This window comes from Pseudomonas sp. R37(2017) (assembly GCF_002113375.1).
Classification (GTDB): Bacteria; Pseudomonadota; Gammaproteobacteria; order Pseudomonadales; family Pseudomonadaceae; genus Aquipseudomonas.
Window position 1 is genome coordinate 378,138 of record NZ_NEHO01000001.1, and the last position, 22,569, is coordinate 400,706.

Below are 22,569 nucleotides of genomic sequence, written 5' to 3' on the forward strand. Positions count from 1 at the left end.
ATTCGTAAAAGCCGACAGTTTCCCGAGCGGCCCCGGCACTGTCACTTGTTTTTTCTCATGGGTCGCCATAGCCAGATTCAATAGCGGTACTTGCCGCCGTGAATATCGGACAACAACTGCTCCGTGACCTGCACATAGGTCTGGGTCCCCGGCAGCCAGGCATAGATCGGGTCCTCCCCGGTCTTACCCGGGTCGAAAGCTTCGTCCTTGAGTCGGGTCTTCTGATATTTGAACGTCCCGGTGGTTTCCATTTTCACTTTCACCCGCAGGAACAACGGCACCGCATAGGCCGGCATTTGCTCACGGGCGAAGGCCAGCAATTCACTGAAGTCCAGGGTTGCCAGGGATTCGGCGGGTGTGATCGCCGCCATGCCGGCACGGCCATTGGTATTGCGGATTTCCACGCCATAGGCCACGGCCTCGGAAATTTGCGGGTGTTGCAAGAGGATGTTTTCGACCTCCGTGGTCGAGACGTTTTCGCCTTTCCAGCGGTAGGTATCGCCCAGGCGGTCGACAAACTGCGCATGACCGAAACCGATGTTGCGTAGCAAGTCGCCGGTGTTGAAGTAGCGGTCACCTTTCTCGAAGACATCGTGGAGCACGACCCTGGCGGTTTTCTGCGGATCGGTGTAGCCGTCCAGCGGTGCCTTGTCGTCGATTTTCGCCAGCAACAACCCCTGCTGGCCCTTGGCGACCTTGCGCATCAGGCCGTTGGCCTGACGAATCGGTGCGCCGCTGTCGTGGTCGTACTCGACCAGCTCCCAGGACATCAGGGAAAAACCGATGGTGTTGTCGAAATTCAGAATGTTGGTGAACCCGATATTGCCGTCGCTGGCGGCGTACAGTTCACAGATGTGATTCACCGCGAAGCGGGTCTTGAACTCGTTCCAGGCGCCGGGGCGCAGGCCGTTGCCGACCATCTTCTTCACGTCGTGCCGGCTGTCGTCGGCGCTCGGCGGTTGATCGACCAGGTAGCGGCACAGTTCGCCAACATAACCGATGGTGGTCGCCCGGTACTTGCGCGCGTCGTTCCAGAACTGACTGGCGCTGAACTTGCGGCGAATGGCGAACCCGCTGGCACCACTGACGGCCGAACCCCAGCACACGCACAGGCCAGTGGCGTGGTAAAGCGGCAAGGTGCAATAGACGACATCGTCCGGGCGCATGTCCAGGGCGATCATGCCGAAGCTCACAGAGCTGCGCATCCAGCGGCCATGCTTGAACACACCTGCCTTGGGCAGCCCCGTGGTGCCCGAGGTGTAGATATAGAAACAAGGGTCATCGAAGAAAATCCGCTGGCTGCTGGCGGGGTTGTCAGTGGCGTCATCAAGGCTGACGGTCATCAAGTTGATGAAACCCTCAGGCGCGATCCCCGGATGGCGCGAAGTATCCTGATCGGCGACAAACCAGGTGCGCGCCGTCTTGATCGCCACCCGATCACGAACCGCCAGGTACGCCGGGACCAACTCCTCACCGACTATGATCGCCACCGGCGCCACCAGATTCACGCTGTGCACCAGGGTGTCGCGGGTCTGCGAGGTATTGAGCAGCGCACTGATCGCGCCGACCTTGGCCACCGCCAGAATCGTCACCAGCAGTTCGGGGCGGTTCTCGATGAAGACCGCCACCACATCGCCCTTGCCGATGCCCTGGCCGATCAGGTGATGGGCGATGCGGTTGGCCCATTGGTTGACCTCGGAATAACTGAGTACCACGTCGCCTTGCAACAGCGCCGGGCCATCCGGGTTACGTAACGTGGCTTGCTCGAAACTCCAACCCAGACCACACGCTTGGGTCGGATCCTTGACGTTGGCGACCTTCATGCCCTTCACCACCCGAGGGATGGCTTTGGCAATGGAAGGCAGCTTGCGGAGCATCATGCCCCAGGTAATCGTGTCGTGCGGCGTGCGGCTCATGATGCTCCCGTTCGATCTTTTTATTGTCGGGCGGCGATGACTGAGCCCGAAAATACGTCAACGGTTCTTGAGCTGTACACGCGGTTTTTGAAATGTTTTGTATCTGCGATCTTGATCCGCGATCTTGATCCGCGCGTGCGTTGCGCGAAGGTGATCCCGTGCACGCCAATTGGTTCCATGGAGTCGCCGACGTACCTGCAAAATGCAGGATGCACGATGAGCATTCATGCAAATTGCACGAAAGCAAAAACCACCACAAATCTTAACTTGTTGATTTTTATAATAAATTAACAACTGAAAATACTGGCACAAAGGCTGCAACTGTCTATCCATGCTTGCCATTCAAGTCATCATGGAGCCGAACGACATGAGCCTCATCCAGGAAAAATTTTCGTCCCTGTTCTCCCGTTTCACGGTCACTACCCAAGACCGTCCTGACGGCGGGATCCTGCTGACTTTGTCCAGCGACGACGGCAGAGAATTCAAGCGCTCGATTTCCTACCAGCAATTGCACAACGGCGACCAACTGACGTGGGTCATCAGCGCCATTCGCCGCGATCTCGCCGAGCAAGCCAGTGAGTTGCCGCAGATTACCCAGCTGCAAAGCCAGCAACGGTTTGCCTTGCCGACCTATCACTCGCTGTAAGAAAACACTGTAGGAGCGAGCATGCTCGCGATAGCGGAGTGTCAGTCAACATCAATGTTGAATGACAGATCGCAATCGCGAGCATGCCGCAAGCGGGCACCCGCTCCTACAGGTTGTGTAGTGTTTAGAAGGCAGCAGGATTTATCCGCGCAAAGCTGTCCACGGTGACATGTCCCGCCAGTTCGCCACCTTCACGAGCCAGGCCACACGTGGCCATCCCCGCTGCACGCGCGGCATCCAGCTCTTCGACAATGTCTGACAGAAACAGAATCTGCCCCGCCTCGATATCGATCGCTTGCGTGATGTTGGCGTAGGACTGCGCTTCACGTTTTGGCCCCGACGTCGTGTCGAAGTAGCCACTGAACAGAGACGTCAAATCCCCCGCTTCCGAGCAGCCGAAGATCAATTTCTGCGCCTGGATCGAGCCCGAGGAATATACGAACAGTCGATAGCCGCTCTGGTGCCAGTGCTTTAGCGCATCGACGGCGTCGGGGAAGACGTGACCTTTCAGTTGCCCGGCCTCATAGCCCTGTTCCCAGACCATTCCCTGCAACGCTTTCAATGGCGTGGCCTTGCGATCTTCGGCAATCCAGCCCAGCAGGATCTCGACAACGCGCTCGACATCGGCGTCCGGCTCGTTGCTGTCCCGGCGCACGGCGTCCAGCTGTGCAGCCACGTCTGCGCGCCCGGCATGCTCACGAACGAAGTCCGGCAGATGCCTGGCCGCGTAGGGAAACAGCACGTCGAACACAAAACTCACCGCGCTGGTGGTGCCTTCGATGTCGGTGAGAATCGCTTTGATCGGCATCGATTCAGTCCTCAAGACGCGGGAATTGGCTGGCGATGTCTTCGCCGGTGAAATTGGCCACCCAGCCTTCCGGATTATTGAACAGACGGATCGCGACAAAATGCGGGTGCTCGCCCATGTCGAACCAATGTTTGGTACCGGCCGGCACCGAGATCAGGTCGTTCTTCTCGCAGAGCACCGCGTAGACGTAATCATCGATGTGCAGGGTAAACAAGCCACGGCCGGCGACGAAAAATCGTACTTCGTCTTCGCCATGGCGGTGTTCATTGAGGAACTTGGCGCGCAGTTCGGCTTTTTGCGGGTGATCGCTGTTGAGGCTGATGACGTCGACGGTGATGTAACCGCGTTCGGTCATCAGCTTGTCGATTTGCGCCTGGTAGGCGGCAATCACTTCTTCCTGACTGGCACCCGGCTGGATCTTCGCCGCCGCTTGCCAGCGGTCGAAACGCACGCCCTGCTCGGCCAGGGTCGAGGCGATGTCTTCGAAATGGGTCAGCACCTTGTTGGGAATCTCGGGGCTGGAGACGTGATAAACGGACAGGCTGCTCATCAGGGCAACTCCTTAACGGTTCATGCTTTATGGTTCGAGAGCGAGCGCACCTTCAACTCGCACTCGAACAAAAATTCGAAGGCCTCGATCTGCCGCAGGGCATCGCTCATGCGCGTACCCCAGGTGTACAGGCCGTGGCCGCGGATCAGATAACCGACGCAATCGGGATGGGCGTCGAGCCAAGGCTGCACCTTGGCGGCCAGGCGCGCAATGTCCTGATCGTTGTCGAATATCGGCACGCACACCCGGGATTCGTGGGTCGTCACACCGCTGAAGGCTTTTTGCAGTTCGTAGTCTTCGAACTCGATGAAGTCTTGCTGCGTGAGGCGCGACAGCACGGTGGCATTCACCGAATGGGTGTGCAGCACTGCGCCGATCTCGGGACGCCAGCTGTAAAGCTGGGTGTGCAACAGGGTTTCGGCGGACGGTTTCTTGCCCGGCTCCAGGCTGTTGCCCGACAGGTCGGTTGCCAGCACATCGTCCATGCCCAGTTGCCCCTTGTGCTTGCCGGACACGGTCAGCAAAGCTTCGGTTGGCGACAGGCGGGTCGAGTAATTGCTGCTGGTGGCCGGCGACCAGCCGCGGCCATAGAGAAAACGCCCGGCGTCGATGATTTCCTGGGCGAGTTGTTCACGGGTAAGGCTCATGGCCTGTCCTCTTGCATACATGTGGCAATGATAACGGCAGCCGCGACGGCTGCGAGACTGGCAATACTAAATGTCCATGCCGCGCCGAGGGCATTCCAGCTGTAGCCGGAATACAACGCGCCCAACGCGCCGCCGGTGCCGGCCAATGCGGCATACAACGCCTGGCCCTGGCCTTGCTGGCGCGCACCGAAACTACGTTGCACGAATGAAATGGCGGCGGCGTGAAAGCTGCCGAATGTCGCCGCGTGCAGCACCTGGGCAAACAGCAATACCCAAAGGAATTCGGCCAACGCCCCAAGCAGCAACCAGCGCAGCGCCGCCAGCAGAAAACTCGCCATCAGCACCCGGCGCAGGGAAAACCGCGCGAGGATCTTGCTCATGGCCAGAAACATCAGGACTTCAGCGACCACGCCGACCGCCCAGAGCATGCCGATCACACCACGGCTGTAACCCAGACGCTCAAGGTGCAAGGTCAGAAACGTGTAATACGGCCCGTGGCTCATTTGCATCAGCGCCACACAGGCGTAAAACGCCAAAACGCCGGGGTTGCGCAACTGCTTGAGAAATCCCTCCCCCGCTACCCGGTTTCCCGGTGCCGGCTGGGCATTGGGCACCCACAGACTGCTGAGCACGATACCGGCCATGATCAGCACCAACGCTGACGGGTAGATATCGAGGCTCAGCCATTGGAACAGCCGGCCCAGCGCGACCACGGTGATGATGAAACCGATCGAGCCCCACAGGCGAATCTGGCTGTAGCGCGAGGTCTGGCCCTGCAAGTGCGCCAGGGTGATGACTTCGAACTGCGGCAATACTGCATGCCAGAAGAACGCGTGCAAGGCCATGACCATCGCCAGCCAGGCATAGCTCTTGCTGACGAAAATCAGCGAAAAGGTCAGCAGCGTGCACACCGCGCCGAAGCGCACGATGGCCAGTCTTCGGCCGGTGTAATCACCCAGCCAGCCCCAGATATTCGGCGCCACACAGCGCATCAGCATCGGGATCGCCACCAGCTCTCCGATGCGCGCGGCACTAAAACCCAGGTGATCGAAGTACAGCGCCAGAAAAGGCGCTGTCGAACCGAGCAAGGCGAAATAGAACAGATAGAAACTGGAAAGCCGCCAGTACGGGAGCGCCGCAGCCGCCATCAGACGGCTGCGACCGGAAAGTCAGCCATTTACAGCTGACCCAGCACCGGCGTGCTCACGCGCACATCGGCATTCTGCCCGCGGTGACGCAGCAGGTGATCCATCAGCACAATGGCCATCATTGCTTCGGCAATCGGCGTGGCGCGAATGCCGACGCACGGATCATGACGGCCCTTGGTGATCACTTCCACCGGGTTGCCATGGATGTCGATGGAGCGGCCCGGCGTGGTGATGCTCGACGTCGGCTTCAGCGCCAGGTGCGCAACGATGGGCTGACCGGAGGAAATACCGCCGAGAATGCCGCCGGCGTTGTTGCTGAGGAAGCCTTGCGGGGTCATCTCATCGCGATGCTCGGTGCCACGCTGGGCGACGCTGGCGAAACCGGCGCCGATTTCCACGCCCTTGACCGCGTTGATACTCATCAGTGCATGGGCCAGTTCAGCGTCGAGACGGTCGAAAATCGGCTCGCCCAGGCCCGGCATCACGCCTTCGGCGACCACGGTGATTTTCGCGCCGACCGAATCCTGGTCGCGGCGCAACTGGTCCATATAGGCTTCCAGTTCCGGCACTTTGTCCGGGTCCGGGCTGAAGAAGGCATTCTGCTCGACCGAGTCCCAGGTCTTGAACGGGATTTCAATCGGCCCCAACTGGCTCATGTAGCCGCGAATGACGATGCCCTGGCTGGCCAGGTATTTCTTCGCAATCGCACCGGCCGCGACGCGCATCGCGGTTTCGCGAGCCGAGCTGCGACCGCCGCCGCGGTAGTCGCGCTCGCCGTACTTGTGGTGGTAGGTGTAGTCGGCGTGGGCCGGGCGGAACAGATCCTTGATCGCCGAGTAGTCCTTGGACTTCTGGTCGGTGTTGCGGATCAACAGGCCGATCGCGCAGCCCGTGGTACGCCCTTCGAACACGCCGGAGAGGATTTCGACTTCGTCGGCTTCCTGGCGCTGGGTGGTGTGGCGGCTGGTGCCGGGCTTGCGGCGGTCCAGGTCACGCTGCAGATCCTCCAGGGATATCTCCAGGCCCGGTGGGCAGCCATCGACAATGGCGACCAACGCCGGGCCATGGCTTTCGCCCGCGGTGGTGACAGTGAACAGCTTGCCGTAGGTATTGCCGGACATGCAGGGCGCTCCGTGAAATCGAACCTGAATACGTAATGCGCGCCAGTATACGCAGGCTACCCAAGTAGTTCATCCTCGAACCTTATGGGTGCCTGTGAGTCCAACCGGCATCTTCTGAATGATGGCGCGATGATGCTGCGAGTTCTAGCCTTGAGCCTTACCCTGATTTCCGGCTTCGCCCAGGCGACTGTCCTGCAACGGCTGATGACCCTGGACACCGGCACTGGCGAGCTTTTCGGCTCGTTGTTATTGCCAAAATCCGACAATCCGGTGCCGGTGGTCCTGATCATTTCCGGCTCCGGCCCTACGGATCGCGACGGCAACAATCCCGATGGCGGGCGCAATGACAGCCTCAAGCGCCTGGCCTGGGTGCTGGCCAAACACAACATCGCCAGCGTGCGTTACGACAAGCGTGGCGTGGCCGCGAGCCTGGCCGCGACCCCGGACGAGCGTAACCTGACAGTAGAGGCCTATGTGGCCGATGCGCAAGCCTGGGGCCAGAAGCTCAAGACCGATCCGCGTTTCGGCAAACTGATTGTGCTGGGTCACAGCGAAGGTGCCTTGATCGCCAGCCTCGCGGCGCCGGGCATCGATGCCGACGCGGTGATTTCGGTCTCGGGTAGCGCCCGGCCGGTCGATCAGGTCATCCGCCAGCAACTGGGCAATCGCCTGCCCCCGCCGCTGATGCTGCGCAGCAATGAATTGCTCGACAGCCTCAAGGCTGGCAAGCCCGACGATAATGTGCCGCCACCCTTGCAGGCGATTTTCCGCCCGAGCGTGCAGCCTTACCTGATTTCCCTGTTCCGTCAGGACCCGGCCGCGGCGTTCGCCAAGCTGAAAATGCCGGCATTGATCATCCAGGGCAGCAACGACATCCAGGTCGGCGTCAATGATGCAAGGTTGCTCAAGGCAGCCAAGCCGGACGCCGAACTGGCACTGATCGAGGGCATGAACCACGTCATGCGCATCGTGCCCAACGACGTCAAGCGCCAGCTGGCTTCCTATAAAGATCCACAATTGCCCCTGGCGGCGGAACTGGGCACGCGAATTCTCGGGTTTATTGACGGACTTCGCGCCAGTTAAGCTCCAGTCCTGAAGAAAACGGCCGATAAGCCTTTGTCGCCAGTACATTGGTTGGCAACACGCTGAGCTTGCACAGGATCTCGCCGTTATGACTGACACCCAGACTTCACCCGACACCACCGCTGAAACAGACACACCGCCAGCGGTCGAGCTGCCTTGGGCGGACGTCCACGTCGAGCACCACAAAATGCTCCGCCTGGCGCCGCTGAAGACTGATCGCAATACAGGCGGGCGCCCGCTGCGCTTTGTCGAACTAGGCTATGCCGAACGCAACGACAAGGCACGCAGCCTGATGCGCATGAGCATCACCCTGCCCGGCCAGCGCGTACGCAAGGAACAGAACCATCTGGACGTGTGGGTCGATCATGCCGAAAAGCGCGTGCATTTCGGCCCCGACAGCGGCTTGCAGATTGAACCGCTCAACCGTGGCATTGGCCGCTATTTGGCGGCCCAGGGCATCAACTGGGCAAAAAAGCGCTGGCCGACCTACACCGTCGACGGCTTTGACCTGAACAACAAGGATGCACTGAACGAAGACACCCGCCTGCGCCGCGATCATTTTTTGCGCGTGCACGGTTTCGACGTGGTGTATGCCGATGCCCAGCATCTGAAAGGCAGCGTCAAGCCGGTCAAGGTCGGCGACCTCCTGGGCGACTGGAACAGCGAAAAACTGCAGGTCGTGGAAATTCTCGAGGCTGCGCAAATGCTCCAGCAAGCCGAGCAGAACCTGGCCGAGCAGGAAGTCAAACTCAAGAACCATGAAGAGAAAGTCAGCAAATACAAACGCGAAGACGCCGGGTTGCGCTTCACCATTACGTGCCTGGTGGCGTTCGCGGTGTTTCAGGCGGGGTTGCTGATCTGGATTGCCACGCACCGGTGAATACTTGGGATGTTGGCGCCGCGGTACTCTGTAGGAGCGAGCAAGCTCGCGATGGACGTTAACGATAACGCGTGCTCACTGAACAAACGCGTCGCCCTCAAGTCCATCGCGAGCTTGCTCGCTCCTACAGGTCAGATGCGGGAGGCGAACAGTGCCTGATGATCGCGGCACTGCTCGGCGCTCAGCATGAACACGCCATGCCCGCCTCGCTCGAAGTCCAGCCAGGCGAAGTCGACCTCCGGGTACAACGCCTCGACATGTACCTGGCTGTTGCCCACTTCGACAATCAGCAAGCCCTTCTCGGTCAGATGATCCGCCGCTTCGGCAAGCATGCGCCGCACCAGATTCAAACCGTCATCACCGCAGGCCAGGCCCAGTTCCGGTTCGTGCTGGTACTCGTCCGGCATGTCGGCGAAATCTTCGGCGTCGACGTACGGCGGGTTCGACACGATCAGATCGAAACGCTGACCCGGCAAACCATCGAAACCATCGCCCTGCACCGTGTAGACACGCTCCTCGACACCGTGACGCTCGATATTCTGGTTGGCCACTTCCAGCGCTTCGAACGACAGATCGGCCAACACCACTTCGGCGTTCTGGAACTCGTAGGCGCAGGCGATACCGATGCAACCGGAGCCGGTGCACAGGTCGAGGATCCGCGCCGGCTCGTTGGCCAGCCACGGGGTAAAACGGTTTTCAATCAGCTCGCCAATCGGCGAGCGCGGGATCAGCACACGTTCATCGACAATGAACGACATGCCGCAGAACCAGGCTTCGCCCAGCAGGTAAGCGGTCGGCACGCGCTCTTCGATGCGTCGCTTGAGCAGTTGCTGCAAGTGGACCCGTTCGTCTTCTTCCAGATTGCAGTCGAGGTAGCTGTCAGCAATTTCCCACGGCAGGTGCAACGCACCCAACACCAGTTGACGGGCTTCGTCCCAGGCATTGTCCGTCCCATGGCCGAAAAACAGATCCTCCCCATGAAAGCGGCTGACGGCCCAACGGATATGGTCACGCAGGGTACGAAGGCGGGAAGTGATCACGACGGCAAACTCCAGAAAAATCGACGGGCGATTCTACCAGTCAAACGGCGTCACGACGACGCGGGAAAACCACCGAGCCAAATGTAGGAGTTATCCGTTTTTTCGCCAGGCTATTGAACAAAACCTGACTATTGACAAGGCTACAGGCCAGCAAAGACGCCACCTACGATCGTAGCGATTCACAGAACCGCTCATCCAGAGGACAATGCCGCAAAAGCCCCACTCCAAGGAGCCCCAGAATGTCCGTTCCACAAACGATGTTTCAACTCAGCGGCCGCGGTTATCCGCCAGCCAAACTGAGTCATGCGACCCTGATCATCATCGATGCCCAAAAAGAATACCTCAGCGGCCCCCTGGCCCTGAGTGGCATGGATGAGGCTGTCGCGAACATCAAGCAATTGCTCGCCGCTGCCCGCGCCGCCGGCCGGCCGATCGTGCACGTCCGCCACCTCGGTACACTCGGCGGGTTGTTCAACCCCCAGGGTGTAGGTGGAGAGTTCATTCCAGGCCTGGAGGCGCAGAGCGATGAAACCGTCATCGGCAAAATGTTGCCAAGCGCGTTTCACGGCACCGAACTGGCAAAACGCCTGGAAGACCTCGGTGCCCTTGACCTGATCGTCTGCGGCTTCATGAGCCACTCCAGCGTCAGCACCACAGTGCGCGCCGCCAAGAACCTGGGTTTCCGCTGCACCCTGGTGGAAGACGCCTGCGCCACCCGCGATCTGCCCTACAAGGGTGGTGTGCTCAGTGCCGCACACGTTCATCAGACGGAGATGGCGATCATGGGCGACAACTTCGCCACCCTCGCGCTGACCCGCGAACTGATCTGATCGACACTCAATGAGCGGCCTGGAGCGCCGCTCATCCGCAAAAACCTCTCATTCCCCGTAATTGTCTTAGCCTCAGGAACATCCCGGTCAACTCCCGGTCGAAGGGCCGATACCCATTGAGGAAGGTCGGAATGAAGTTATCCGATGGTTTTGATGCTCGCCGCCTGCGGCCCAAAGGCCAACGCAACTGGCGTTTTAGAATCGGCGCAGCATTCGCTGCCTTGCTGGCAATGAGTGGCGTGCTGCTCGCCATGGCCGCTGCCGCCGCGCTGTTCGGCCATGTACCTGCCCTGGGCGAGTTGAACAGCAACCGCGCCGGTGCGGCAGTGATTCTGGCGATCGGCCTGTTCGTGCTGTACCTCGGAGTATGGCTGTGGCGTCGTTGCCGGCGCCGCTCGCGGCAATCGCGGGAGCTGGCCATGTCCCCGCACCTGATGAAAAAACACGACTGAGACCAGGGTCGAGACCGGGCTCCGTGCGTTTTGTCGCGCCCCATTCGCTTCGAGTTGGGTAAACTGGCCGCCCTTCGCGGAGGCTGACATGCAAGACGACGATTTTTCCCTGTTCAAAAGTGCGATCCAAGGCGTCAAGCCGATCAAGCACGATCGCGCCGAAACCGGCAAACCCAAGACTGACCGCGCGCAGATCGCCAAGCTGCGCCAGGCGGCCACTGTTCGCGCCGATGCCACCACCGTCGACGGCCTGTCCGATCAGTTCGTCATCGACGTCGGTCCTGAAGACGAACTGATGTGGGCACGTGACGGCGTGCAGGAAAGCCAGATGCGCAAGCTCAAGATCGGACAGATTCCGTTCGAAGGCAGCCTCGACCTGCACGGCATGAGCGTGGAAAAAGCCCGGGAAACCCTCTGGGCGTTCCTGGCCGAAGCGACCAGATTCGAAATCCGCTGCGTGCGCGTCACCCATGGCAAGGCTGTTCGCCTCGACGGCAAGCGGCCGATGATCAAAAGCCACGTCAACACCTGGCTGCGCCAGCATCCACAGGTACTCGGCTTCACCTCGTGCCAGGCCAGACATGGCGGTGCCGGCGCGGTTTACGTGATGCTCAAGCGCACCATGATGGAAGGTCGCGACGAGTAAAGCTGACGCGCCACGCTTGCAGCGTCGTGTCAGCCACCGTACCCTTGCCCTTTGCGTAAAATCCCACAGGTAGTTTCATGTCCCTGGAACAGAATTACACCGCGATCCTTGGCCAACTGGGCGAGGACGTCTCCCGCGAGGGCCTGCTCGACACGCCCAAGCGTGCCGCCAAAGCCATGCAGTACCTCTGCCGCGGCTATGAACAGACACTGGAAGAGGTCACCAACGGTGCCCTCTTCAGCTCCGACAACAGCGAAATGGTGCTGGTCAAGGACATCGAGTTGTACTCGCTGTGCGAACACCACCTGCTGCCGTTCATCGGCAAAGCGCATGTTGCCTACATCCCGAGCGGCAAGGTCCTGGGCCTGTCGAAGGTGGCGCGGATCGTCGACATGTACGCGCGCCGCCTGCAGATCCAGGAAAACCTCAGCCGCCAGATCGCCGATGCGGTCCAGCAAGTCACCGGCGCCCTGGGTGTTGCAGTGGTGATCGAGGCCAAGCATATGTGCATGATGATGCGCGGTGTGGAAAAGCAGAATTCGTCGATGATCACCTCGGTGATGCTCGGTGAGTTCCGCGAGAACGCAGCCACCCGCAGCGAATTCCTCAGCCTCATCAAGTAATTCGCTTTCGGAAGAAAACCGGCATTCATCGCCGGTTTTTTTTCGCCCGTGAAAAATCAGGTAAGCTGCGCGCCTTTCTTTCCTTGCACCGTGAGGCTTTCAACGTGTTCGTAAAAGCGCTTCGTGTCGGCCTTGGCCAACTGATCATCTTCATTGACTTCATCACTCGCCCAAGCAAAAAGAAGCGCCCCGCCGCTGCTCAGGCTCAAATCGATTCCGCCGCCAAGGGCCTGACCCTGTATCAATTCCACGCCTGCCCGTTCTGCGTGAAGACCCGTCGCACCCTGCGCCGCCTGAATGTGCCGGTGGCCTTGCGCGATGCGAAAAACAACGAACAGGATCGCCAGACCCTGCTGGAGCAAGGCGGCAAGATCAAGGTGCCGTGCCTGCGCATCGAAGAAAATGGCCAGACCACCTGGATGTATGAGTCCAAGGTGATCATTGATTATCTGGACAAGCGGTTTGCGACGGTCTGATGTTCTTCCGTTGGGGCTGATGGCCTTATCGCGAGCGTGCTCGCTCCTACAGTTGGAATGCGTTCCCCTGTAGGAGCGAGCATGCTCGCGATGAGGCCGGCACTCACAACGCAAATCTCAGACAAAAGTAAACCGGCCCTTGCGCCGGTTTATTTGTTATCAGGCCGCCTGCGCCGCTTGCGCCTGTCGCACCACCGCCGCCAACCGCTTGAGCCCTTCATCCAGCCGCGCCGGGTCGATGTGGCTGAAGTTCAAGCGCAAGTACCCCGGGTGCTTGTCCGGCTCAGGGAAGAACGGCTCGCCCGGCATGAATGCCACGTCATTGGCCAATGCGGCGTTGAGCAAGGTTCGAGTGTCCACTGGCCGCTTGAGCTTCAGCCAGAAAAACAGCCCGCCCTGCGGTTCGTTCCAATCCGCCAGTTCAGCAAAGTGAGTTTGCAGCGCCACCTGGAACGCATCCCGCCGCTCCCGGTAAAAATCACGCAATTGACTGCGGTGTTGTCGGTATTTTTCACTGCCGATCCATTGCAGCGCTTGCCACTGACCGACTCGATTGGTGTGCAGATCCGCCGACTGTTTGAGTTTCAACAGATGGGGAAACAGGTCCGGGCTGGCGATCAGGTAGCCAACGCGCAAACCCGGCAGCAGGGTTTTCGACACAGTACCGGTGTAGATCCAACTGGCTTTTTTCAAGCGACTGACAATGGGTGTGGCGCTGCCACCATCGAAGGTCAGTTCGCGATAAGGCTCGTCCTCGATCAGGGTGACGCCGAATTCATCGAGCAACGCCGCCACCGCGTCGCGCTTGGCTTCGCTGTAGCGCACCGCCGAAGGATTCTGGAACGTCGGGATCAGGTAGATGAAGGCTGGGCGGTGTTGTTCCAGGCGAGTGCGCAACTGCGCCAGGTTCGGACCGTCAGCCTCCAGCGGCACGGTCAGGCAGTCGGCGCCGAACAGCTGGAAAATCTGCAATGCCGCCAGATAAGTCGGCGCCTCAAGCAGGATCTCGGTGCCCTTGTCGATGTACAGCTTGGCCGCCAGATCCAGGGTTTGCTGGGAGCCGCTGACCACCAGCACCTGGCTGGCCTCGCATGCCACTCCCAACGCCCGTGCCTCGGCGGCCAACGTTTCACGCAGCGCCGGCTCGCCTTCGCTCATGCCGTATTGGCCCATGGATACCGGCATCTGGGCCCAATCGACCGTCGGCAGCATGGCTTCGGCCGGCAAGCCACCGGCAAAGGACATCATCTGTGGACGCTGAGCCGCGGCAAGGATTTCACGGATCAAAGAACTTTTAAGGCGCGAGACACGTTCGGAAAAAGCCATGGGGATCACCGGTAGCAAGGCATGGGAAAAATGAGTCAAACTTGTTGACCGAAATTACGCCTCCCGGAATGGATACGTCAATATGCTTGACCTTAAAAACCCGCTATCCCAGCAACAGGCCATGGAAGCGTTTTTCTTCGGCTACCAGGCCTTCACCGCCAAGGCCGATGAAATGCTCGAACGTCGCGGCCTGAGCCGGGTGCATCAGCGCATCGTGTTTTTCATCGCCCGCTATCCGAACCTCAGCGTCAAGGAACTGCTGGCGTTGCTCGGCGTAAGCAAGCAGGCGCTGAACATGCCGCTGCGACAATTGTTGGAGATGCATCTGGTCGACAGCGTCGCGTCCGAAACCGACAAGCGTAAACGCCTGCTGGCGTTGACTGCAGAAGGCGCTCGCTTTGAGCAAGCGTTGCGGCGCGAGCAGGTGAAATTGCTGGAGCGGGTGTTTGCCGAGGCTGGCGAGACGGCGGTGAATGGCTGGCTGGCGGTGAATCTGGCGCTGGGGAAAAGTCATTCGCAGGCTGATTGAGGGTTTTCCTGATGAATGTGCATTGGCTGATCAGCCCCCTTCGCGAGCAGGCTCGCTCCCACAGTTGACTGCATTTTCATGTGGGAGCGAGCCTGCTCGCGAAGGCGTCGGAACCGTCGATATATCCCTATCGCCAAACTTTTCGTCGACAAAACCAAAAACATTATTTGCTTTCTTTGTATACAAAAGCATAATCCATCTCGTGCGAGTTCCTGACCAAGCGGTCAACAAATTCGCAAGCACCTCAAAGGGCCGCTGCCACCCTCATGGGTCCGGCCCTGGAAATAAAAATAAAACTCTTGAGGAGTACTCGCTGTGGAAAGCCGCAAATCCGAAGCATCGACGCTGGATCTCTCGCCGCCACTACGTAGTGGCTTGCTGGAACGCCTGTTCAAACTCAGCTTGCATGGCACCACGGTGAAGACCGAGCTGATTGCCGGCCTGACAACCTTCATCACCATGGCTTACATCATTTTCGTCAACCCCAACATCATGGCTGACGCCGGGATCGATCACGGTGCCGCATTCGTCGCCACCTGCATCGCCGCTGCGCTCGGCTGCCTTTTGATGGGCCTGTACGCCAACTGGCCGGTCGGCCTGGCACCGGGCATGGGACTGAACGCTTTCTTCACCTACACCGTGGTCGGCACCATGGGCTACAACTGGGAAACCGCCCTCGGTGCGGTGTTCGTTTCCGGTGTGCTGTTCATGATCCTGACCTTCTCGCGAATCCGCGAGTGGCTGCTCAACAGCATTCCCGTCAGCCTGCGCTTCGCCATGGGCGCTGGCGTGGGTCTGTTCCTGGGGCTGATCGGCCTGAAAACCGCGGGTATCGTCGTCGATAGCCCGGCCACGCTGATCAAGCTCGGCTCCCTGCGCGAACCCGGCCCGCTGCTGGCCGCCGTATGTTTCCTGATGATCGCCATCCTCAGCTACCACAAGGTCTTCGGTGCAATCCTCATCAGCATCATCACCGTGACCCTCGCCGGTTGGGGCCTGGGCCTGGTGCATTACGAAGGGATCATGTCGGCCCCGCCAAGCCTGGCTCCGACCTGGATGGCCATGAATGTCGCCGGCGTGTTCAACGTCAGCATGATCAGCGTGGTCCTGGCGTTCCTCTTCGTGCACATGTTCGACACCGCCGGCACCCTGATGGGCGTTGCCCAGCGCGCCAACCTGGTCGGCGCTGACGGCAGGATCGAAAACCTCTCCCGCGCGATGAAAGCCGACAGTGCTTCCAGCGTATTCGGCGCGGTGGTGGGTGTTCCACCCGTGACAAGCTATGTGGAAAGTGCTGCCGGCGTGGCCGCTGGTGGTCGGACTGGTCTTACCGCCGTCACCGTTGGTGTGCTATTTATAGCCGCCATGTTTTTCGCACCACTGGCCGGCATGATTCCCGCCTATGCCACCGCTGGCGCATTGATTTATGTGGCAATGCTGATGATGGGCGGCATGGCCCACATCGAGTGGGACGAAGCGACCGACAGCATTCCGGCCATCGTTACCGCGATCATGATGCCATTGACCTTCTCGGTCGCCGACGGCATCGCGCTGGGCTTCATCACCTACGTGGCACTGAAGGCCGGCACCGGCAAGTACAAGGAAATTTCCGTGAGTCTGTGGGTGCTCTGCGCGATCTTCATCGCCAAGTTCATCTTCTTGTAAACCTTACGCGGGATTCGCTTCAAAACAGCCTCACCCCGTCGGGTGAGGCTTTTGTGCAAATGGAGGAAAGTGATGAGTCTGGAAACCTGGCTGCTGTTCAGCGGCGCTGCACTGGTAGTGATCCTGATCCCGGGGCCACTGTCGTTGCTGATGATCAGCAACAGTTTGAACTACGGTTTGGCCCGCTCTTACCCGGCGTTTCTGGGTGGCGTGATTGCTTCGATCTGCCTGCTCAGTGCTTCGGCACTGGGCCTGGGCGCCCTTCTACTGGCTTCGGAACAGCTGTTCAGCGCGCTGAAAATCGTCGGCGCGCTGTACCTGTTCTACCTCGCCTGGCAGAGCTGGCAGCAATCGCGCCAGCCGTCCCACGGCGCTGAAGTGCCACAGGCCGCGCCGGTGCCACGCTTTCGCGCGCTGTTCGGCCGCGCGTTCATGCTCGGCGCCAGTAACCCGAAAGACATTCTGTTCTTCGCCGCTTTCCTGCCGCAGTTCTTGAACGCCGAACAAGCGTTCCTGCCGCAGTTGCTGGTGATGATCGCGACCTGGACTGTGCTCGACCTGCTGTGCAAATTGGCCTACGGCCTCGGTGCCCATGGTGCGGCGCGTTATCTGCGTAGCGGCAAGGGGCAGAGCTGGTTCAACCGTGTGAGTGCCGGGTTGTTCAGTGGGGCGGGTGCTGCCTCCCTGTTGAGCCGCTAAGGCCAAAAGCTTCGCGAGCGTGCTCGCTCCTACAGGATTGCGTCTAGCACTGTAGGAGCGAGCAGGCTCGCGATAGCGTCAGTGCAGACACCCATTTTCTCAAGACGAAAAAAAGCCCGCAGTGTGAGCGGGCGAAAGACCAAAGAAGCTATATGCGCAGTCGCTTCCAGGGTACGGCAGCTGCCTGGGGGATCAGCTGCCGCGATAGGTGGAGTAGCTGTAAGGCGAAATCAACAACGGCACGTGGTAGTGATCCTGCTCGGCGGAGATGCCGAAACGCAGCACCACGACATCCAGGAAAGCCGGCTCCGGCAACTTCACGCCGCGGGCGCGGTAGTAATCGCCGGCATGAAACTGGACCTGATAGACCCCGGTGCGATAGTCATCGCCTTGCAGCAGCGGTGCATCGACACGGCCATCGCTGTTGGTGATTGCAGTGGCGACCAATTCCAGCTGCGAACCTTCAACGCGGTACAACTCGACCTTGATCGAACTGCCCGGGCAACCGTGTGCTGCGTCCAAAACGTGTGTAGTCAAACGTCCCATTGATTCTGCGCGCCTGCCTGCGTGGATGCAGTCAGACTTCGCGCCTCCCGAAGTCAGTTGAAAAGGAGACCGCACCGATTCGGAGCACGAAAAGCTGCGGCGAGCGACTGATTAAGACACTTTTCAAAAAAATTGTACACAATAAAAACGACATATTTCACCACAGCCCCGCCATTTGTCGATTTTCTGCCGATTTCCCGCCAAACCGCCCAGTCTATGAACCCTTCAGCAAATCACTGAGCAGTCAGGCAGATTTCTTGCTGGCTCACGCCAATAGCAGTAAAAGATGACGGTCGGTGAAAAATGCGAAAATTCAGGCTTACAAAGTGAAGATAAAGTTGTATACAATCACCCCATCGCTGTGACGCCAGCCTGCCAACCAATCTTCAGCTGCGTCACACCAATCGTCATCATCGAACAAGAAGGAAGCCTGCAGTGAGCGCTGACTACCCACGCGACCTGGTCGGTTACGGCAGTAACCCTCCGCACCCACACTGGCCGGGCAATGCCCGCATTGCCCTGTCGTTCGTACTCAATTACGAAGAAGGTGGCGAGCGCAACATCCTGCACGGCGACAAAGAGTCCGAAGCCTTCCTCTCGGAAATGGTTGCCGCCCAGCCGCTGCAAGGCGCGCGCAACATGAGCATGGAGTCCCTTTACGAGTATGGCAGCCGTGCCGGTGTGTGGCGGATCCTCAAGCTGTTCAAGGAATTCGACATTCCGCTGACCATCTTCGCCGTGGCCATGGCCGCCCAGCGTCACCCGGACGTGATCCGCGCCATGGTCGATGCCGGCCACGAGATCTGCAGTCACGGCTATCGCTGGATCGACTACCAGTACATGGACGAAACCCAGGAACGCGAGCACATGCTCGAAGCGATCCGCATCCTCACCGAAATCACTGGCGAGCGTCCGCTGGGTTGGTACACCGGCCGCACCGGCCCGAACACCCGTCGCCTGGTGATGGAAGAAGGCGGTTTCCTCTACGACTGCGACACCTACGACGACGACCTGCCCTACTGGGAACCGAACAACCCGACCGGCAAGCCGCACCTGGTGATCCCGTACACCCTGGACACCAACGACATGCGCTTCACCCAGGTCCAGGGTTTCAACAAGGGCGACGACTTCTTCGAATACCTCAAGGATGCGTTCGACGTGCTCTACGCCGAGGGCGCCGAAGCGCCGAAGATGCTCTCGATCGGCCTGCACTGCCGCCTGATCGGCCGTCCGGCGCGTCTGGCTTCGCTCAAGCGCTTTATCGAATACGCTAAAAGTCATGAACAGGTGTGGTTCAGCCGTCGCGTCGACATCGCGCGCCACTGGCAAGAAACCCACCCGTACACAGGGGCTGCCAAATGAGCACCTTTCAAACCGTCAAACCTTCGAGCCTGGGCCGCGACGCCTTCGTCGCCGCTTTCGCCGACATCTACGAACATTCGCCATGGGTGGCCGAGAAAGCCTTCGACCTGGGCCAGGACGCTTCGATCGACCAGATCGAAACCCTGCACCAGCGCATGAGCGACATCCTGTTGAGCGCCGATCACGCAAGCCAGCTTGCCCTGATCAACGCTCACCCGGACCTGGCCGGCAAAGCCGCCGTCCAGGGGCAACTGACCGAAGCCAGCACCAATGAACAGGCTGGCGCCGGTATTCACCAATGCACGGCCGAAGAGTTCCAGCGCTTCACCGAGCTGAACGACGCCTATAAAGCCAAGTTCAAGTTTCCCTTCATCATGGCGGTAAAAGGCAGCAACCGGCATCAGATCCTCGCAGCGTTCGAAACGCGCATCCACAACCCGGTCGACACCGAGTTCAAGTGCGCGCTGGCGGAGATCAACAAGATTGCCCTGTTCCGATTACTGACCCTATAGCAAGCCTGGCCCGAGTGTTTTCAAACGCAGAAAACACCCAGGGCCCTGCAAGCATCCCAAGCCACTTATTTAAAGGCAGACAAGAAGAATGAAAGCTTACGCCGTACCTTTCGAGAAGTTCGTCAACCTGGCCGACGCCCGCCTGGGCACCAAAATCATCTCGGTCACCGATGACTGGTTCGCAGACGCCAACCGTCTGTTCCAACCGACCCCGGCCGTATGGAAGGAGGGCGTGTTCGATGACAACGGCAAGTGGATGGACGGTTGGGAATCGCGCCGCAAGCGCTTCGAAGGCTTCGACAGCGCCGTAATCCGACTGGGCGTACCGGGTTCGATCAAAGGCGTCGACATCGACACTTCATTCTTCACCGGCAATTTCCCGCCATCGGCGTCCCTGGAAGCCTGCTTCCTGGCCGAAGGCGAACCGAACGAAAGCACCCAGTGGGTTGAAGTGCTGTCCGCCGTCGAGCTGCAAGGCAACAGCCACCACTACCACGAAATCAACAACGACCAGGCCTTCAGCCACCTGCGCTTCAATATCTACCCGGATGGTGGTGTGGCCCGCCTGCGCGTGTACGGCGTGCCGTTCCGTGACTGGTCGGCGATCGGCGACAACGAGCAAGTCGACCTGGCCGCCGCCCTCAACGGTGGCCGCGCCCTCGCCTGCTCCGACGAACACTTCGGCCGCATGAGCAACATCCTCAACCCGGGCCGTGGCATCAACATGGGCGATGGCTGGGAAACCGCGCGTCGTCGTACCCCGGGCAATGACTGGGTCATCGTCGCGCTGGGTCATGCCGGTGAAGTCGAGAAAGTCATCGTCGACACCCTGCACTTCAAGGGCAACTACCCGGACAACTGCTCGATCCAGGGCGCCTTCGTGAAAGGCGGTACCGACAGCCAGATTGAAACCCAGTCGCTGTTCTGGCGCGAACTGCTGCCAAGCCAGAAGCTGGAAATGCACGCCGAACACACCTTCGCCGAGCAGATCAAGGCGCTGGGCCCGATCACCCACATCCGCCTGAACGTGTTCCCGGATGGTGGTGTGAGCCGCCTGCGCGTTTTGGGCAAGGTCGCCAAATAAGCGCTGAGGCCATTCGCGAGCAGGCTCGCTCCCACAGGGATATGCATTGCAAATGTGGGAGCGAGCCTGCTCGCGAAAGCAATAGATCAGACAACAACGAATTCGGATAAGAAGAACAGCATGCGCACACTGACGATTGAACCGCTGACCAAAGAAGCCTTTGCCCCTTTCGGTGACGTGATCGAAACCGACGGCAGCGATCACTTCATGATCAATAACGGTTCGACCATGCGCTTCCACAAACTGGCGGTGGTCGAAACCGCAACGCCAGAGGACAACGCGATCATCAGCATTTTCCGCGCCGACGCGCAGGACATGCCGCTGACCGTCAGCATGCTGGAGCGCCATCCGCTGGGCAGCCAGGCTTTCATTCCGCTGCTCGGCAACCCCTTTCTGATCGTGGTCGCGCCACTTGGCGATGAACCTGTATCAGGCTTGGTCCGCGCCTTCGTCACCAACGGCAGGCAGGGCATCAATTACCATCGCGGCGTCTGGCACCACCCGGTGCTGACGATCGAAAAGCGGGATGACTTCCTGGTGGTTGATCGCAGTGGCACAGGCAATAACTGCGATGAGCATTTTTTCAAAGAGGATGAGCGTTTGATCCTCGCCCCCCACCAATAAGAGAAGGTCCGATCACTCGACAACAAGAGTGACGGGCGAGAGGTAAAGACTGTGGAAGCACATCTGTTGGAATGGCTGAACCTGAGCGTGCGCTGGGTTCACATGATTACTGGCGTGGCCTGGATCGGTGCGTCGTTCTACTTCGTATGGCTGGAAAACAACCTCAACCGGGTCAACCCGAGAACCGGCCTGGCCGGTGATTTGTGGGCAATCCACGGTGGCGGTATCTACCACCTGGAAAAATACAAGCTGGCTCCACCGACCATGCCGGACAACCTGCACTGGTTCAAATGGGAAGCCTACTTCACCTGGATGTCGGGTATCGCGCTGCTGTGCGTGGTGTTCTACTCCAACCCGACGCTCTACCTGCTGGCTCCGGGCAGCACCCTGAGCGGCCCTGAAGGCGTGGCCATCGGTCTGGGCTCGCTGTTCATCGGCTGGTTCGTCTACTCCTTCCTCTGCGATTCGGCCCTGGGCAAACGCCCTGCCCTGCTGGGTTTCATCCTGTTCGTCCTGATCATCGGCGCAGCCTATGGCTTCAGCAAGGTGTTCAGCGGACGTGGTGCGTACCTGCATGTCGGCGCCCTCATCGGCACCATCATGGTCGGCAACGTGTTCCGCATCATCATGCCGGCGCAACGCGCACTGGTGGCGGCCATCGCCGAGAACCGCACGCCGGATCCAGCGCTGCCGGCCAAAGGCCTGCTGCGTTCGCGTCACAACAACTACTTCACCTTGCCAGTGCTGTTCATCATGATCAGCAACCACTTCCCGAGCACCTACGGCAGCCAGTACAACTGGTTGATCCTGGGCGGGATCGCGGTACTGGCGGTGTTGGTGCGTCACTACTTCAACACCCGTCACGACAGCCACAAGTTTGCCTGGACGCTTCCAGTCGCAGCCGTCGGGATGATCAGCCTGGCCTACGTCACCGGCCCTGCGCCGCTGAACAGCCCGGAAGTGGCAAAGGCCCCGGCGAAGATCGAATACCAGCCGCTGCCGGAAACAGCAGTGGGCGGTGGTTTGAAACCGGCTGAAGCCAAGCCCGTTGAAGCACCGGCCACCGCACCGGCGCAAGCGTCCAACGCCGGCCCTGGCTTTGACAAAGTGCACAGCGTGATTCAGGAACGTTGCGCGGTTTGCCATTCGGCCAAGCCGACCAGCCCGCTGTTCAGTACGGCCCCTGCCGGTGTGATGTTCGACACCCCCGAGCAGATCCGCCAGAACGCGCCGCGGATTCAGGCACAAGCCGTCACCAGCCAGATCATGCCACTGGGCAACATCACGCAGATGACCCAGCAGGAACGTGACCTGATCGGTGCCTGGATCGTGCAGGGAGCTCCGACCAACTAAGTA

Annotated in this window: 25 protein-coding genes; 16 read left to right on the plus strand and 9 right to left on the minus strand. The window is 59.7% G+C overall.

What is annotated here, in order from left to right; all coding sequences use genetic code 11:
* Positions 1-77 precede the first annotated feature (77 nt).
* Positions 78-1,916 carry a long-chain-acyl-CoA synthetase gene (locus CAG47_RS01785; RefSeq protein ID WP_085723203.1) on the minus strand — a complete coding sequence of 613 codons (1,839 nt, stop codon included), beginning with the start codon at positions 1,914-1,916 and terminating at the stop codon, positions 78-80.
* A gap of 367 nt (positions 1,917-2,283) precedes the next feature.
* Between CAG47_RS01785 and CAG47_RS01790 the strand changes: the two genes are divergently transcribed.
* The gene (locus CAG47_RS01790) at positions 2,284-2,562 is read left to right on the plus strand and encodes a DUF3509 domain-containing protein (RefSeq protein ID WP_085723441.1); all 279 of its coding nucleotides are present in this window, start codon (positions 2,284-2,286) and stop codon (positions 2,560-2,562) included.
* 124 nt (positions 2,563-2,686) lie between these two features.
* On the opposite strand, the gene mtnC is transcribed toward CAG47_RS01790, so the two are convergent.
* The 5 genes from mtnC to aroC are packed head-to-tail and all read right to left on the minus strand — an operon-like array spanning position 2,687 to position 6,836.
* Complete coding sequence (gene mtnC, locus CAG47_RS01795; RefSeq protein ID WP_085723204.1) at positions 2,687-3,370, minus strand: acireductone synthase; 684 nt, start codon at positions 3,368-3,370, stop codon at positions 2,687-2,689.
* A 4-nt stretch (positions 3,371-3,374) separates the two neighbouring features.
* Positions 3,375-3,920, minus strand: a complete 546-nt coding sequence (locus CAG47_RS01800; protein ID WP_085723205.1) for an acireductone dioxygenase — start codon at positions 3,918-3,920, stop codon at positions 3,375-3,377.
* Between the two features lie 20 nt (positions 3,921-3,940).
* Positions 3,941-4,567 carry a methylthioribulose 1-phosphate dehydratase gene (locus tag CAG47_RS01805; RefSeq protein ID WP_085723206.1) on the minus strand — a complete coding sequence of 209 codons (627 nt, stop codon included), beginning with the start codon at positions 4,565-4,567 and terminating at the stop codon, positions 3,941-3,943.
* Positions 4,564-5,715: an MFS transporter gene (locus tag CAG47_RS01810; RefSeq protein WP_085723207.1), complete on the minus strand. Its 1,152-nt coding sequence runs from the start codon at positions 5,713-5,715 to the stop codon at positions 4,564-4,566. Before CAG47_RS01810 ends, CAG47_RS01805 begins: the two co-directional genes overlap by 4 nt.
* A gap of 29 nt (positions 5,716-5,744) precedes the next feature.
* On the minus strand, positions 5,745-6,836 hold the full coding sequence (gene aroC, locus CAG47_RS01815; RefSeq protein ID WP_085723208.1) for a chorismate synthase: 1,092 nt from the start codon (positions 6,834-6,836) through the stop codon (positions 5,745-5,747).
* An 84-nt stretch (positions 6,837-6,920) separates the two neighbouring features.
* On the opposite strand from aroC, the gene CAG47_RS01820 reads away from it, so the two are divergent.
* Together CAG47_RS01820 and CAG47_RS01825 are read left to right on the plus strand one after the other, a co-directional pair.
* Positions 6,921-7,919 carry an alpha/beta hydrolase gene (locus tag CAG47_RS01820; protein WP_085723209.1) on the plus strand — a complete coding sequence of 333 codons (999 nt, stop codon included), beginning with the start codon at positions 6,921-6,923 and terminating at the stop codon, positions 7,917-7,919.
* 88 nt (positions 7,920-8,007) lie between these two features.
* Positions 8,008-8,799, plus strand: coding sequence for a hypothetical protein (locus CAG47_RS01825; protein ID WP_085723210.1), 792 nt, complete (start codon positions 8,008-8,010; stop codon positions 8,797-8,799).
* 131 nt (positions 8,800-8,930) lie between these two features.
* On the opposite strand, the gene prmB is transcribed toward CAG47_RS01825, so the two are convergent.
* Positions 8,931-9,839 carry a 50S ribosomal protein L3 N(5)-glutamine methyltransferase gene (gene prmB / locus CAG47_RS01830; protein ID WP_085723211.1) on the minus strand — a complete coding sequence of 303 codons (909 nt, stop codon included), beginning with the start codon at positions 9,837-9,839 and terminating at the stop codon, positions 8,931-8,933.
* A gap of 239 nt (positions 9,840-10,078) precedes the next feature.
* Between prmB and CAG47_RS01835 the strand changes: the two genes are divergently transcribed.
* The 5 genes from CAG47_RS01835 to CAG47_RS01855 all read left to right on the plus strand — a co-directional run bounded on the left by CAG47_RS01835 (position 10,079) and on the right by CAG47_RS01855 (position 12,866).
* Entirely contained in the window at positions 10,079-10,669 is a 591-nt protein-coding gene (locus tag CAG47_RS01835; RefSeq protein WP_085723212.1) for a cysteine hydrolase family protein, read from the plus strand.
* A 131-nt stretch (positions 10,670-10,800) separates the two neighbouring features.
* On the plus strand, positions 10,801-11,121 hold the full coding sequence (locus tag CAG47_RS01840; RefSeq protein ID WP_085723213.1) for a hypothetical protein: 321 nt from the start codon (positions 10,801-10,803) through the stop codon (positions 11,119-11,121).
* Between the two features lie 88 nt (positions 11,122-11,209).
* Positions 11,210-11,767 (plus strand): Smr/MutS family protein, encoded by a 558-nt coding sequence (locus CAG47_RS01845; RefSeq protein WP_085723214.1) that lies wholly within the window; start codon positions 11,210-11,212, stop codon positions 11,765-11,767.
* Positions 11,768-11,844: 77 nt separating this feature from the next.
* The gene (gene folE, locus CAG47_RS01850; RefSeq protein WP_003204506.1) at positions 11,845-12,390 is read left to right on the plus strand and encodes a GTP cyclohydrolase I FolE; all 546 of its coding nucleotides are present in this window, start codon (positions 11,845-11,847) and stop codon (positions 12,388-12,390) included.
* A 104-nt stretch (positions 12,391-12,494) separates the two neighbouring features.
* Positions 12,495-12,866, plus strand: coding sequence for a glutathione S-transferase N-terminal domain-containing protein (locus tag CAG47_RS01855; protein WP_085723442.1), 372 nt, complete (start codon positions 12,495-12,497; stop codon positions 12,864-12,866).
* Between the two features lie 159 nt (positions 12,867-13,025).
* Here CAG47_RS01855 and CAG47_RS01860 read toward each other — a convergent pair whose 3' ends face one another.
* Entirely contained in the window at positions 13,026-14,192 is a 1,167-nt protein-coding gene (locus CAG47_RS01860; protein ID WP_085723215.1) for a PLP-dependent aminotransferase family protein, read from the minus strand.
* An 82-nt stretch (positions 14,193-14,274) separates the two neighbouring features.
* Here CAG47_RS01860 and CAG47_RS01865 point away from each other — a divergent pair, with 82 nt between their 5' ends.
* The 3 genes from CAG47_RS01865 to CAG47_RS01875 all read left to right on the plus strand — a co-directional run bounded on the left by CAG47_RS01865 (position 14,275) and on the right by CAG47_RS01875 (position 17,085).
* Positions 14,275-14,721, plus strand: a complete 447-nt coding sequence (locus tag CAG47_RS01865) for a MarR family winged helix-turn-helix transcriptional regulator (RefSeq protein ID WP_085723216.1) — start codon at positions 14,275-14,277, stop codon at positions 14,719-14,721.
* Positions 14,722-15,036: 315 nt separating this feature from the next.
* Positions 15,037-16,386 (plus strand): NCS2 family permease, encoded by a 1,350-nt coding sequence (locus CAG47_RS01870; RefSeq protein WP_085723217.1) that lies wholly within the window; start codon positions 15,037-15,039, stop codon positions 16,384-16,386.
* A 72-nt stretch (positions 16,387-16,458) separates the two neighbouring features.
* Entirely contained in the window at positions 16,459-17,085 is a 627-nt protein-coding gene (locus tag CAG47_RS01875; protein WP_085723218.1) for a LysE family translocator, read from the plus strand.
* A gap of 192 nt (positions 17,086-17,277) precedes the next feature.
* On the opposite strand, the gene uraH is transcribed toward CAG47_RS01875, so the two are convergent.
* Complete coding sequence (gene uraH, locus CAG47_RS01880) at positions 17,278-17,631, minus strand: hydroxyisourate hydrolase (protein ID WP_085723219.1); 354 nt, start codon at positions 17,629-17,631, stop codon at positions 17,278-17,280.
* A 435-nt stretch (positions 17,632-18,066) separates the two neighbouring features.
* On the opposite strand from uraH, the gene puuE reads away from it, so the two are divergent.
* From puuE to CAG47_RS01905, 5 genes are all read left to right on the plus strand, one after another.
* Positions 18,067-18,993, plus strand: coding sequence for an allantoinase PuuE (puuE, locus tag CAG47_RS01885; RefSeq protein WP_085723220.1), 927 nt, complete (start codon positions 18,067-18,069; stop codon positions 18,991-18,993).
* On the plus strand, positions 18,990-19,505 hold the full coding sequence (uraD, locus tag CAG47_RS01890; RefSeq protein WP_085723221.1) for a 2-oxo-4-hydroxy-4-carboxy-5-ureidoimidazoline decarboxylase: 516 nt from the start codon (positions 18,990-18,992) through the stop codon (positions 19,503-19,505). The genes puuE and uraD overlap by 4 nt, the downstream gene beginning before the upstream one ends.
* A gap of 88 nt (positions 19,506-19,593) precedes the next feature.
* Positions 19,594-20,589: an allantoicase gene (gene alc / locus CAG47_RS01895; protein WP_085723222.1), complete on the plus strand. Its 996-nt coding sequence runs from the start codon at positions 19,594-19,596 to the stop codon at positions 20,587-20,589.
* A 120-nt stretch (positions 20,590-20,709) separates the two neighbouring features.
* Positions 20,710-21,213: an ureidoglycolate lyase gene (locus tag CAG47_RS01900; RefSeq protein WP_085723223.1), complete on the plus strand. Its 504-nt coding sequence runs from the start codon at positions 20,710-20,712 to the stop codon at positions 21,211-21,213.
* Between the two features lie 51 nt (positions 21,214-21,264).
* Positions 21,265-22,566: a urate hydroxylase PuuD gene (locus CAG47_RS01905; RefSeq protein WP_085723224.1), complete on the plus strand. Its 1,302-nt coding sequence runs from the start codon at positions 21,265-21,267 to the stop codon at positions 22,564-22,566.
* The last annotated feature ends 3 nt before the right edge of the window (positions 22,567-22,569 follow it).